Origin of the sequence: Maledivibacter sp., from assembly GCA_025210375.1 — a bacterium.
Classification (GTDB): domain Bacteria; phylum Bacillota; class Clostridia; order Peptostreptococcales; family Caminicellaceae; genus JAOASB01.
Genome location: JAOASB010000010.1, coordinates 62131 through 75038 on the forward strand (window position 1 = coordinate 62131; position 12908 = coordinate 75038).

Consider the following 12908-nt stretch of genomic DNA (forward strand, 5'->3'; position numbering starts at 1 on the left):
TTATCAGTAGTATATAGGTAAAAATATCCTTTGTCAACCTCTTTTATAATTAAGGAGCTTGTATAATATATATGGTATAGCCTTTGGAATTTTAAAACTACATGGGGCAGAAGAACTTGTCCTACATTTATATCCCCCTAGAAAATTTAATTTTTCCAGGGGGATTATATCATATTATTATAGTTGTTCCATTAAATTTAGTTAAAGTAAATCCATTAAAGTTTTCATTATAAGTATTTTTGTAGTCCTGAAGAATTTGGATGGCTACTGCTTCACCGAGATTCAATCCTTCACTAGAATCTGAACGCCAGTGTACACCTGCTAGGTCTCGCCCAATGGAGATATTAGAAGCAAGTTTATTTAATTCTCCTCCTATTGTCAAGTCTGCACCTAAATAAGGAATTAAGCAAAGGCCATCTGCATTGGCAACAACGGGGTCAGGTATTATAAATGACTCGTTGAAAAAGGCCTTAAGTATAGTAGCACAAGCCCCAACAATACAAGCATGACCCGCCGGATAGGCCGGATGGGTAGGTGATCCCTCTGGATAGGCCATAGGTAATAAGTAAGTACCATATCTATTAAATACCATAGGAATAGCGGCTGAGTTTAATAATTCTTCATTAATAGGATAGTTGGTTACTCCCGTCAAATTGTTCTGAACACATCCACCAAAGGCTTCGGGGCGAAGTACACGATGGACTAAAAATTTCTGGAACCAAGCGGCTTCTAAGGCTACTCTTGCCGCCTTAGTTACGAAATCTAAAATTTGGGCTGCACCAAAGGTGATAAAGCCAATCTGGGTTCTAGAATTTAGATAGGGGTTTTGTGGGTCTAGTGCTTCCTGTCCAAGGCTTAATAGAATTAGGCAAGCATTTAACATACTTTGATAAGTAAAATCTATATGAACCCATTGCCCTAAATCGCGACCATTCCGAATATAACGTGGTAGGGAATCAAAGGTTATTGAATCCTTTGGCGAGCCTCCGTTTTGAATGTTTAGCCATTCATCATAGGAAACCATAAAATCGTCTCCAACTAGGGGACTTTCATATCGTTGATCTATGGTTTTATTACCAAAGGGAACATCCTTATAGAAAAATTGTGAAATATAGGGGCCCACCAAATCGCCTAATAAATTTCCCCTAAATAATGTGCGTGTAGTAACAACTCCATCCTCTTTAGGCCCTTGAAAATCTGAAAACTTTGATAAATCTAAAGCAGCATTTATGGTAAGGGGATCAGTATCATAATCCATGAAGTCCACATCTCGGGTCAAGGCACTCCAGTAGTTTTCAGCCATTTCGCTGGCACGCCAAGCACTATTAAAGGTTGGGGCTATATTCATGGTCAAGTGATGACAATCCGGGCCCACCAAATCATATGCATAGGAAGCTTGGGGATTTGCAAGCTTTGTGATACCTCCCAATGGTATGGACTCAAACATATCGGGATTGCCAGTGGTTAAAGCCTTGATAAAGCTTTTATATGCATTGATATCTACTTCACCTAGTTCATTATGTGGCAGGGTCTTAGAAAAGTTAGCAATTTTATTTGGATATAAATCCTCATCTCCGTTACATGGATGACTTGGAAGAGGAAGCCTCCTTTGAAATTGAGCCGCATTTTCACGGATTTCATAGGCCTCTTGTCGACGTTGTATTGGAGTCAGTGGCCCAACATCGCAGCAGTTTCCCAAGTTTGAGTCCATATTTGTATTTTTTTTCTCATTGACCTTATTCTTGGGAATCTTCTTATTTTTCTTTTCATTGTTTTTTTCTATCATATTATCATTCACCTCATTTAATGCTTCTATTTTATATTTGATTAGAAAATTTTCTCATGCTTTTCCACTATCTATATATGTATGTATTCTAAAAAAGTTACAAATTCATGTAATATTTTTATGACTATTTATCTGATTTACTATATTTCATGGTTGTGATACTATTAAGTTGCATTGGTATAATATTTTTTGAAGCATTTTATATAAGGTAGTGGAACTTTAGAAATATTGAAGGGGATAATGTAAAGGATTTATTAGGATTTTTATATGTGGGGGGTATTATTATGAAGTATGAGATCATAATATTTGATGCAGATGAGACTTTATTTGATTTCAAGAAAGCCGAAAGAGGTGCTTTCAAAAACACTATGCTTGAATTTGAGATAGAGTATGATGAAAATCATCATTTTGAAATATATAAGGAGATAAACAGGGCTATATGGAAAGAGCTTGAGGAAGGAATTATCACTCAAAAAAAACTAAAGGTAGAAAGATTTAAAAGGCTGTCGGATAGATTAGATGCTGGGTTTGATGAAGGTGAATTTGCTAAATCATACATGAAGCATTTATCCTATGCATCGTTTTTATATGATGATAGCATGAACCTCGTGGAAAGTTTGCATAAAGATTATAGGCTTACCATAATCACTAATGGTCTTAAGGATGTTCAGGATAATAGAATAAGAAAATCCATTATAGCACAATACTTTGAGGATATAGTAGTATCTGAGGAAGTTCAAGTGTCAAAACCAGATCCAAAAATATTTGAGTATGCACTAAACAATATAAAGCATACTGATAAAAGCAGGGTATTGATAGTAGGAGATAGTTTGACCTCTGATATACAAGGTGGTATAAATTTTGGTATAGATACCTGTTGGTATAATCCCAATAAGATTATAAATGAAACGCAAATAAGGCCTACTTATGAGATTTCTAATCTTATGGAGCTTAGGGATATACTTGAAAAATAGCTAGTTTGACGGGGGGAGACGGGATGAAAAAGTATATTATTACAATTTTATTAGTGGCTTTTTCCATTCAAATTGGTATATGCCAAGATAAAAGTACAATGACTAATGAAGGGAATATATATAAGGAAGATTATATACAAGCCTGTAAACTTATCTCAAAAAATTATATATATCTAGAAAAAAAGCTAAATAAAACTAGAGAAGAATTCTTAGAGGAATCCATGAATCATGCACAAACCGTTGATTGGAGTAAAGGGAAGTCACAGTTTATTAATCAGATAAGAAAGCTTAGAGCAAAATTTAACGATGGACACTTTTCCTGGTCTTTGGGTGATGATTTATGTACCAATGAATATCCAAAGTTTCTTGGCTTCGTTTTAACTATTGGAGCTGATGAAAGGGTATATGTAGAAAAAGTATATCCAAACTTTACCGATAAAATATCCGAGGGATATGAAATAGTTAAATGGAATGGAAAAGATATAGGGGAAGAAATAGAGAGAATAGGTAAGGTAAATCCTCAATCAACAAAATATGCCACCGATGAAATAGCTGCTAGAAGATTGATATTTGAATTGTCAAATCAACCCTTAATTGAGGATATGAAGCCCGTTACTATTACTTATAAAGATGAAAAGGGCATAATATGCGATGTTACCCTTAATTGGAAGGATTGTAAAGCTACAGTTAGTAAGGAAAAATATAATAAGCTGAAGGACAAGTATGAGGATATTATTTTACTCACTAGATCCCTAATGCCTTCCTTAGAAGAAATACCTGAAGATGTTAAGTATATACATCCCTCATTATTATATTATTCACGGGAAATGAATTCAAAGAAATATACAATATTACATCCTAGAGATTTTTTTTATTGGAAAATGGAAGATTTAGACAATACCTTCAAGGAGATTGTAAATGAAAAACCAGATGTTCTTGTAGTTGACCTAAAGGATTCAGCGGGAGGAGCATTTAACCAAGTATTATTCCTGTCTAATATTTTAAATGTACAAAAAGAATTTAAATTCTTCTACGATAAGATCCATGAAGAGACAGGGCTAAGACTTACAGGGAATGACAACTTCAATTTTATAACTGATAAAATCAATCTAAACAATGTGTGGAAAGGTGATGTGATTTTTAGAATCAATCCTCTCACATGTAGTGGTGGAGATTTCTTTGCAAGATGGATGCAATTATCAAATAGGGGAATTATTATAGGACGCCCATCGGCAGGGGCTGGAGGTGGAACAGATGGCTTTACTTTAGATAATACTAAAACAACCATACAGTTTCCACTAAGGGAAAGAATAATAATTGGAGATGATAAGTCAATAGAAGGAAATTCAGTAATTCCTAATACCATATATTATGGAGATTTGATTGATTTCTTGAAGGAACACGGAAAAGAGATATCTGATAATGATACAGGTAATATAAGTAATGAAGGCCATACCATTGATCAACTGTGTGATGGAGTGCTATCAAATAATATTGAACTAGTAAATAAAATAATTGCCAGCAGTTCAGTGGATATTAATCAAAAGGATTCCAAGGGATTTTATCCCATTGGAATGGTACTTCCCATGAATAATTGTGAAATGGCAATAATATTATTGGATGCTGGAGTAAATCCCCATGTTGTACCTAGGATTTCAGATACAAAGGGAAAAACGGTATATGATTATGTAATGAGCGAAGAGAGTGATTGCAGTAAATATTTCAAAAACATATTTAAAGAACATAGTAAATATAAAAAGTAAGTTTTGCATGGGAAGGGTAAGGAGTTGTTGATAATTATACTATAATGTTGTCAACAATTCTTTTTCTATAGATTTCCCAAAGTTAAAGTCTATACTAAAATCCCTATAGCACAAATTTTAACAACAAAATTTATATAAAATTTATGGGAGAAAAAAGATATTTAGGACGTAGTAATATATGAAAGGGGGATTGAGGATTTTGGAATACTCACAAAGTGCACTTGTGGAAGGAATACGGAATAAGGATATGCTTGCTTATGAATATATGATAAGTAAATATACAAAAACAATTTATTGCCTGGCATATAATATTTTATGTAAATCACTTAATAGGGAAGATATCGAAGAATGTGTATCCGATGTTTTTCTAGATGCATGGCTTAAAATCGATGAATTTGACCAAGAAAAAGGGAATTTTAGAACTTGGCTACTGATTTTAACAAAATACAAAGCCCTTACATATAAACGCAAGAAAAAACCAAGAAATGTTATTAGTATTGAGAAATTTGAAATACAAGATAGTTATAATCTAGAGAAACAATTGATTTTAAGACAAGATCAAGAAAAGGTTATAGAAACAATCAATTCCTTTAATAAAGTAGATAAAGAAATATTTTTTAGGAGATACTTCTTTGAAGAAAAGATAAGTGATTTGGCAAAGGCCTTTAATTTATCTAGATCTGCTATAGATAATAGACTTTTAAGGGGCAGGAAAGTCATAAAGGAGGTATTGAATTATGAATGAAGATAAATTAATTGAGCTATTAAATAATATGGATGATGATTTAATTGAAGAAGAAATTGACAAATTAATGAATGGAGTTGAAATAGATATGGATTCTATAAAGAAGAAAGCTCATCAAAAACTTAACAACAATAATAAAAAGGGTAGAGGTAAGAAAAAACTTCCATACGTGGCGGCTGCTTGCCTGTGCCTGTTAACCATAACTACTGTTTATGCCGATGATATTTCAGAAGCGATTAAATCCTTTTTTAATAAGACACCCGTATATTCAACTATTGTCGACGGAGATGCTTATTACCTAAAGGAAAGTCACACTTTAAATAATGATATTAAAATAGAAAGTGTAATGGTTTCCGAGGGGAAATTGGAAATGGAATTGACCTCAGATTTAAGTTTAAGTGAACTAGGAGATATAAATATTATACCTAAAAATAATCCTGATATTATCTACTTTCCAGGAGGCTACTCCGGGGGAGACGGTGAGGAAAAAAATGAATATTTCCTTAGCTTCATGAACAAAACAGAAAACAACTATAATATAAAACCCTTTAAAGATTTTCAGTTCACAATTGCTGGGAATTCATATGATGTTTCATTGGAAGAAGCTAAAAGCTTAGATTCAAAGGATGAGATTCATATTTCCAATAATCCAGTAAATAATGTGGAGGGTGTAAATATTGGAGCTAAAGTTATAAAGGAAAATGAAAAACTGAATATACAATTAGTTTCGTCATTTAAGGATAAAAACTTAAAATTAGTAAATTTCGGTAAGCCTACTGAAGAAACAGTTGCAGCTACATTTGAAGACTTAGGGGAGAACGGTGTTGTTACAACTTCTACAGGTAATCAAATAGACAGTGTTTATGTATTTGATGAAATTGATAATAAATATATTCTAGAAATTCCACAGGATTCAAAGGGTTATCCTGTAAGCATATTTGAAACAGATGCACCAAAGGATAAGGGCTTGACACTAAAATTGCCGTCAATAATTGCTTCTTACGATGGAGAAATAGATTCATTATCATTTAGTATTCCAGATGAAGGTGAAGCCACTTTGAATAAAGAAATTGATTTCAAAATTCAAAAGGCTATTGTCAAGAATATTAAAAGAGTATCACCAACGTCTGCTGAGATAGAGTTTGAACTCAATACCAATGGTGATGAAAATATTAACATAAGATCCTTTAATTTTTACAGTACCAACATAAAAAAAATATCCACTGAATTTAGCGGTAATAAAGCTATAATGAATTTAGAACTTGATGAAAAGCTTGACACTGCCAATATTGAAATATCATATCCTGACTTTGTAATGAATGGCGATTGGGTAATTGACTTGAAATAAATATATAAAGATAAACAACTTCAAGGTTTAATATATTTCAAAGAAAAAATGTAGAAGCATTCATTATTTTCTTTGAAATATATTTTAAATCTTAATGTTGTTTATCTATAATAAAACCTAAATTTATAGAGAACCTAAAGAAGAATCCTTTAAACCATAGGGATTCTTTTTTTGAGGTCCTTTATCAAAGCTAATTGTAATTTTCAAAACCCATACAGGGTTGTAAATATTATAAGACTGTGTTAGTATATAAACCTATGTTAGTATATGAACCCATGGGGAGCTTCCTATAGATTTTACAATATAATTGCTAATAACGAATGGAGGAAATGAAATCATGAATGCTTTACCAAATTGCCCAAAATGCAATTCTCAGTACACCTACGAAGATGGAAATCTTCTTGTTTGTCCAGAATGTGCCCATGAGTGGACTCTACAATCACAAGCCGAAGATAGTGAAGATGAAAGAGTCATAAAAGATGCAAATGGGAATATTTTAAATGATGGAGATTCTGTAACAGTAATCAAGGACCTTAAGGTAAAGGGGACTTCATCGGTTATAAAAATAGGGACAAAAGTAAAAAATATACGTTTGATTGAGGGAGATCATGATATCGATTGTAAAATAGATGGTTTTGGAGCTATGAAATTAAAATCCCAATTTGTTAAAAAGGCATAGCCAATAGGTATGAAATCGATATGAGAGTTCTTTTAAGGGCTCTTTTTTTTTATTTAAGGCTCTGTTAGATTTGAGTGTTGTTATTTGACTTGTGCGAAATAATGTTCTATAATGAATAAGAACATATATTCGTAAAAGAGCCATTTATGCCATCAATACATGTAATTTTCAAAGATATCAAGACCTTGACTGATAGTGAGATTGAAGAACTGTTTAACAATATCGGTGAAATCATATCTTCTAGAGCCATGACAAATTCATTATATAATGTTAGCCTTGAGCAATGGATTGACTATTGGTGATGGGATTATCCATCCGTAAATCGGCTACAATCTGCCAAGTTTCTGTTAAAACTTCATTCTATATGAGACACAGACTTCTTGATGCTGTGCGTAATTTTCAAGGTGAGCGTGGTAAACAAGTTAAGAAGCGTGGCATCAGTAACGAGCAAGCTTGTATGGCTACAAACATTTATTGATGAAAAAGAAATCGTCAAAGCAAAGCAACTACTTATAAACGGTTCAACTAAGTTGACTGATACAAACCTTCAACAATATCGTACAAGAGGACATCTATATGTATAGATAGAATATTATTTGATTGATTTGAATATAATTGATTACTCTATTAATAGTGCTACTTATAACTGGTACTAAAAATGATGAACATGAACAAAAGTATCTTTTGTGTTATCATTAATTTAGAAATACCATTATTTAGAAAAATGAGGGAAGAACATGAAAAAACATACAATCTTAATGGCGAGTATATATATTGTTTCATTAAGTATTAATCTCATTCCATCGCTAAAACACCCAGACTCAAACCTTACCTTGATAAATTTATTAACATCTCTGATGCTGATGATTGCAATTATTTTGTGGGTCAAATCTGTTGCCACTTCAAAAAAAACCAGATTTTTAAAAATTATATCGGCAATCGGGATGATTAGTGGTATTTTTGTATTCAGCATATCTCAAGTACAACACATTACCTATGAGATTTTGATTTTGGATATTGTTTCAGGAATACAATATCCTTTGTATCTATTATTTATTACACCCTTATTTGGGATAAATTATATTCTGAATACTAATTATGGAGTATTTTCTGTAATAATATCTTTGTTTTATCTGGCTACTTTTTTACTTTGTTCATTTTATCAAAAGAAACAGAAATAGTGAATTGCTATATTAGGTGATTGCAAATATGCAATCATCTTTTTTATGACTCTAAACAAGACTAAAATCTAACAGAGCTTTATTTAAAGTTATGCTTATTGACAAAAATATTAGGGATAATAAAATAAGAAGTGAGATCATAAAAATTTGAGTAGAAGTCCACTACAGTTAAATATAAAGATGTGGCTGATGTTCTAGAGAAAAACGGACTTTCAGTTCTAGATAAGCCTCCATATAACGATTATATACATCGTGTAGATCAATCCATAAATCGTAATTTGATAGCAGCAGTAAAGCCTTGATAAAGGTCATAAGCATTAGAAAAAGGAGGAGCTTTCATGAAAAAGGGAAAAGCAGAAATCATTATGGTAGTAATTGTAGCCATGTGGGGGCTATCTTTCAGTTTGACTAAACCAATATTAAGGGATATTGAAATATTTAATTTTATGGCTCTTAGATTTTTGATTGGTGGCTTCATATTGTCTAGCATATTATTTTTATCTGGAAGGCTTAGGTTTACACGGGAGCAATTAATCGGAGGTGGGATCACAGGAGGGGTTCTATTCCTTGGATTTGTATTTCATACCATTGGTTTAAAATATACAACCGTTGCTAAAAACGCATTTATTGTTGGAAGTAGTGTAGTTTTTGTACCCTTTATGTCTACATACATAGGAAAACAGAAGCAATCCCTAATTATTTGGGTGGGGACTTGCATGGCCATACTTGGTTTGGCACTGGTGACATTAGAAGGACACCAAGGAGGCATTAATTTTGGAGATTTAATGACATTAATAGGATCAGTTATTTTAGCATATTACATTATTTTGGTTGAAGAATACGTTAAAAAGTATGATGCAATACTGATTGCAGTTACTCAAATTAATGTTGTGGGTCTTCTGAGCCTTATTGCATCTTTTATAGTAGAAAAACCAACAGTAAATTTATCCTTGGAGGCCTGGAAAAGCATGTTGTTTTTAGGGATTGTATGTACTGCTTTAGCATATTTATTAGCAAATGTATGTCAAAAGCATATTCCCGCCACTAATATGGCGTTGATATATACTCTTGAGCCAGTTTTTGCAGCTTTATTTGGATGGATATTCTTATCTGAAAGTATAGGAATTCAAGCTGTAATTGGAGCTATTGTCATTGTAATCAGTGCGGGCTTGCCAAATATAGATTTGTTTATTAAAAAAATGGGCAGGCGTATCCAGATAGAGTAAAAATAATATTCATAACGTAATGCTAAAAGCCTCAGCAGTTTGCTGAGGCTCAGATTATTTACTTTGTCAACAATCTGGTAGGCTACCTAAAAACCTGAAGTTCGAGGCGTGCTGAAACCGAGAGGCTGCAGCGTATATAGACATACGTAAGGGTTCTTGGTTGAAGCAACAACAAAGAAATTCGGGTTTTTAGGTAGCCTAAAGCCTCAGCAATTTGCTGAGGCTTAATTTAATCCTTCAAAAATTTTTTGATGGAATTATATTTTTTTTCTTCCCTAGAAAGAAAATCAAGGGAGCCTACTATTTTTTTTAGATCTTCACTTTTTTTGCAAGTAAACTTCTTGCTTCTAAGGGGGATTTTCATTTTAGGTAGAAAAACTTCAGAAGATTTTTCTTCGTCTTTAGGGGTAATTAGTAGTACTACTTCTTCAACATTACCTTTATGTAATTTAGAGTTATCCTTACTCTCAGTGTCATATTTAGATTCAATCAAATTAATGACTTTTTCAATGTCTGGGGCTTTACCTTGTATTGTGATCTTTGACATATATATCACTCCCTCTGAAGTATACTCTAAAAATAGGAGTTCTAAACCTGTATTTTGTACTATATTTATACCCCTATAAAATATACTCAACCATTTGAAAAGTATTCTTACTTTAAACTATGAATAACCATGAAATTGGTGCAAAAAAAAAACAGGTATTTCTATCTACCTGTTTTCTAGATAATAATTAAAAATTAGTGCTAGTTTTTTATTAGAATCCTGGATTTTCTTTAAATCCTCACTAATGGGAGTGTCCATTTTTTTATTTCTTAAAGGTAATTTGAAATTTGGCATTTTCACCTCGGAGATTGAAACATTAGTAGCTTTAGTTTGTGGGATATCCAACAGAGATGACTCAAAAATATCTTGATTTTTTGCGATAACTTCCATTGTGTATAGTTGACTTTAACCTACAGTCAACATCCTCCTTTCTAAGCTTTAAGCATACCGAATCTAGCAATTAATTTCATTATACCATATTTATGCATTATTACTACTAGTATTATTGTTTTCACTCAACACTTCATAGGCATACCTTAGATAATCGAGGGTGGCAATAATGCCGATAACAGATGATATATCTAGTCCCAAATCGATATCGTCTTCATGGTAAACACAAATAAGTAGCTCGATCTCATTATCTATGGTATCTAAATGATATGTTTTTAATACCCCCTTGCCACCATTAGCGGAAAGTTCATGGTCCTTGCTGTAGGCGGTATCAAAATTTATATCATTTATTGAATATAATCTTTGTAACTCCTGTTTTATTTCTATTTTATTTCTATCGTGCTTTATATAGGCTTTTATATTAAGACATTTTTCTGAATGTTCCTGTTGACAAACGTATTCTTGCAAGCATTGATTAATGGCATCAACAAAGATTCTTGAATTATTAAATATAATAGGTAAATCATGGGAAATTATATTTGCTTGGCTATTCAGCTTAGAAACAAGTCTATTTATTGTTTCGCTACTTTTTGCTGAGTTGTAAACTGCTCTTCCATAGTTTTCATTTTCGTAGGCGAAGCTACCAAACTTAAAGGAGGTTTTTTTGCTCTTCACAAATAAGATATGATATAAAAATCCCTGTATTACTATAAATATTCCTAAAATCACAAGATATTCCGATACAAAGTTATTTTTTGCTATGAGCTTTACTGTTTCTCCTGTTAATATGCCAATTGACAGCATATCAAAAAGTCCGCAAAAGCCTATAAAAAGCTGTTTATGAAAGTTGAGCTTATGTATTTCATAAAATTCCTTAAGGCGCCTTCTATACTTATAATCTTTAAACTTTATAATTAATATATCATTATAGATGGCTTTAGGAAGCCAATTTAAAATAATAAAAATAAAATAAAGGAATGTAGCAATGCTGCACAATGTAAAAATTTGTTCCTTAGGGGTCATTACGTAGTTACCTAATAATATATCAAACATACAAACATCACCTTTCCTTACAATATATTACATTCAACAAAACTTTTGATTATCCTTCTTTTATTTGAGTAGTGGAATTATAAACATAAGAAAATAGGGTCTTCAAAGTTATGATATAGAATACAGCTATTGTATTTTGAAGGAGTATACCGTATATAAAAACAATAAAACTGGCACTAAAAATGGAAGTATACTTCTATTTTTAGTGCCAGTCTAATCTACTGGGCAAATTGCATAATTACTTATTACAAAAACTATCTACTATATATAGTTTTAAAATCTCTAGACCTATACCACCAAATATGCTATATCTTAAATATTCAAATTAAGAATGATATTCCCATATGCAATTCTGCCAATTGAGAGTTATGCAATTTCCTCTACTATTAAGTTTTAAGGTAGATTGGAAAAATAAAATAGTTTTTTTACTCGTGTTTTTGATTTTTTTCATATGTGTATTTATATGGATAGAATATTAGAGGCCTTATATCTAAGACTATTTGCTGACTTAATAACAAACAAAGGATGCAATATTATCTAAATCAATTCCAAAATAATTCCATCTACGGCGTTTTGCGTTCCATTTGCATCCAGATATTGACCTTCGCCCAACATAGGTTGGATACATCCAAAATTCTTCTCCATTTTCCAGCCATATATATGTGAATCTATTAATACATGGCTTTAAAGCTCTTCTATCGATTGCAAAGGTCGTTGGTTGTAAATCTGGGCTATATCGAGGAGGTGGAGGGAGCATCGAGCAGGATGGCTCCGGAGAAGGTGGAGGAATTGGTGGCCCAGGAGGACAAAATGGATATCCTAGAATGTATAACAGCATTCTTCTTATAATAAAATTCATTAATAATCACTCCTAAAGAAATATATATTATTATAATATGAAGGATATAAGGATAGTGTGTTCACAAATTAAGAATATCTTTTATATAAAATATAGTTGAGAAAATTGCATAACTCTGACTTGACTAAGCCCAATATGGGAATATCATCATTGATTTAATTACTTAAGATATAAGTATATTTGATGGTATAGCTTTGTGACTTTTAAAACCATATATAGTAGACGATTTCTGTAGAAAGTAATTATGAAATTTACTCAGTTAATTGGGAAACAAAAAATATAATAATATCTGGTTATGCTGGATGGATTAAAACCTTCAATGTGATAGATATTAACCCACAGGATATGAAATATACA

General features: G+C 32.1%; 12 protein-coding genes. 8 read left to right on the forward strand and 4 right to left on the reverse strand.

Annotated elements, in window-relative coordinates:
- Positions 1-169: 169 nt before the first annotated feature.
- A complete protein-coding gene (locus tag N4A68_03500; GenBank protein MCT4563381.1) occupies positions 170-1786 on the reverse strand; it encodes a vanadium-dependent haloperoxidase in 1617 nt (538 codons plus the stop codon).
- A 284-nt stretch (positions 1787-2070) separates the two neighbouring features.
- Here N4A68_03500 and N4A68_03505 point away from each other — a divergent pair, with 284 nt between their 5' ends.
- From N4A68_03505 to N4A68_03540, 8 genes are all read left to right on the forward strand, one after another.
- Positions 2071-2760 carry a YjjG family noncanonical pyrimidine nucleotidase gene (locus N4A68_03505; protein ID MCT4563382.1) on the forward strand — a complete coding sequence of 230 codons (690 nt, stop codon included), beginning with the start codon at positions 2071-2073 and terminating at the stop codon, positions 2758-2760.
- A 23-nt stretch (positions 2761-2783) separates the two neighbouring features.
- A complete protein-coding gene (locus N4A68_03510; protein ID MCT4563383.1) occupies positions 2784-4523 on the forward strand; it encodes a S41 family peptidase in 1740 nt (579 codons plus the stop codon).
- A 199-nt stretch (positions 4524-4722) separates the two neighbouring features.
- Positions 4723-5268 (forward strand): sigma-70 family RNA polymerase sigma factor, encoded by a 546-nt coding sequence (locus tag N4A68_03515; GenBank protein ID MCT4563384.1) that lies wholly within the window; start codon positions 4723-4725, stop codon positions 5266-5268.
- Positions 5261-6616, forward strand: a complete 1356-nt coding sequence (locus N4A68_03520; GenBank protein ID MCT4563385.1) for a hypothetical protein — start codon at positions 5261-5263, stop codon at positions 6614-6616. The genes N4A68_03515 and N4A68_03520 overlap by 8 nt, the downstream gene beginning before the upstream one ends.
- A gap of 337 nt (positions 6617-6953) precedes the next feature.
- Complete coding sequence (locus tag N4A68_03525; GenBank protein ID MCT4563386.1) at positions 6954-7295, forward strand: zinc ribbon domain-containing protein YjdM; 342 nt, start codon at positions 6954-6956, stop codon at positions 7293-7295.
- A 146-nt stretch (positions 7296-7441) separates the two neighbouring features.
- On the forward strand, positions 7442-7597 hold the full coding sequence (locus N4A68_03530) for a hypothetical protein (protein ID MCT4563387.1): 156 nt from the start codon (positions 7442-7444) through the stop codon (positions 7595-7597).
- 78 nt (positions 7598-7675) lie between these two features.
- A complete protein-coding gene (locus N4A68_03535) occupies positions 7676-7879 on the forward strand; it encodes a hypothetical protein (GenBank protein ID MCT4563388.1) in 204 nt (67 codons plus the stop codon).
- 935 nt (positions 7880-8814) lie between these two features.
- The gene (locus tag N4A68_03540) at positions 8815-9702 is read left to right on the forward strand and encodes a DMT family transporter (GenBank protein MCT4563389.1); all 888 of its coding nucleotides are present in this window, start codon (positions 8815-8817) and stop codon (positions 9700-9702) included.
- Positions 9703-9931: 229 nt separating this feature from the next.
- On the opposite strand, the gene N4A68_03545 is transcribed toward N4A68_03540, so the two are convergent.
- The 3 genes from N4A68_03545 to N4A68_03555 form a co-directional block, all read right to left on the reverse strand.
- A complete protein-coding gene (locus N4A68_03545) occupies positions 9932-10249 on the reverse strand; it encodes a hypothetical protein (protein MCT4563390.1) in 318 nt (105 codons plus the stop codon).
- 480 nt (positions 10250-10729) lie between these two features.
- On the reverse strand, positions 10730-11692 hold the full coding sequence (locus tag N4A68_03550) for a hypothetical protein (protein ID MCT4563391.1): 963 nt from the start codon (positions 11690-11692) through the stop codon (positions 10730-10732).
- Between the two features lie 508 nt (positions 11693-12200).
- Positions 12201-12551 carry a hypothetical protein gene (locus N4A68_03555; GenBank protein MCT4563392.1) on the reverse strand — a complete coding sequence of 117 codons (351 nt, stop codon included), beginning with the start codon at positions 12549-12551 and terminating at the stop codon, positions 12201-12203.
- Between the last annotated feature and the right edge of the window lie 357 nt (positions 12552-12908).

Excerpts from the sequence above, each read along its gene's own strand:
- N4A68_03555 (MCT4563392.1), bottom strand. The coding sequence starts at position 12,551 with ATGAATTTTATTATAAGAAGAATGCTGTTATACATTCTAGGATATCCA.
- N4A68_03550 (MCT4563391.1), bottom strand. The coding sequence starts at position 11,692 with ATGTTTGATATATTATTAGGTAACTACGTAATGACCCCTAAGGAACAA.
- N4A68_03540 (MCT4563389.1), top strand. The coding sequence starts at position 8,815 with ATGAAAAAGGGAAAAGCAGAAATCATTATGGTAGTAATTGTAGCCATG.
- N4A68_03545 (MCT4563390.1), bottom strand. The coding sequence starts at position 10,249 with ATGTCAAAGATCACAATACAAGGTAAAGCCCCAGACATTGAAAAAGTC.
- N4A68_03530 (MCT4563387.1), top strand. The coding sequence starts at position 7,442 with ATGCCATCAATACATGTAATTTTCAAAGATATCAAGACCTTGACTGAT.
- N4A68_03510 (MCT4563383.1), top strand. The coding sequence starts at position 2,784 with ATGAAAAAGTATATTATTACAATTTTATTAGTGGCTTTTTCCATTCAA.
- N4A68_03525 (MCT4563386.1), top strand. The coding sequence starts at position 6,954 with ATGAATGCTTTACCAAATTGCCCAAAATGCAATTCTCAGTACACCTAC.
- N4A68_03500 (MCT4563381.1), bottom strand. The coding sequence starts at position 1,786 with ATGATAGAAAAAAACAATGAAAAGAAAAATAAGAAGATTCCCAAGAAT.
- N4A68_03520 (MCT4563385.1), top strand. The coding sequence starts at position 5,261 with ATGAATGAAGATAAATTAATTGAGCTATTAAATAATATGGATGATGAT.
- N4A68_03505 (MCT4563382.1), top strand. The coding sequence starts at position 2,071 with ATGAAGTATGAGATCATAATATTTGATGCAGATGAGACTTTATTTGAT.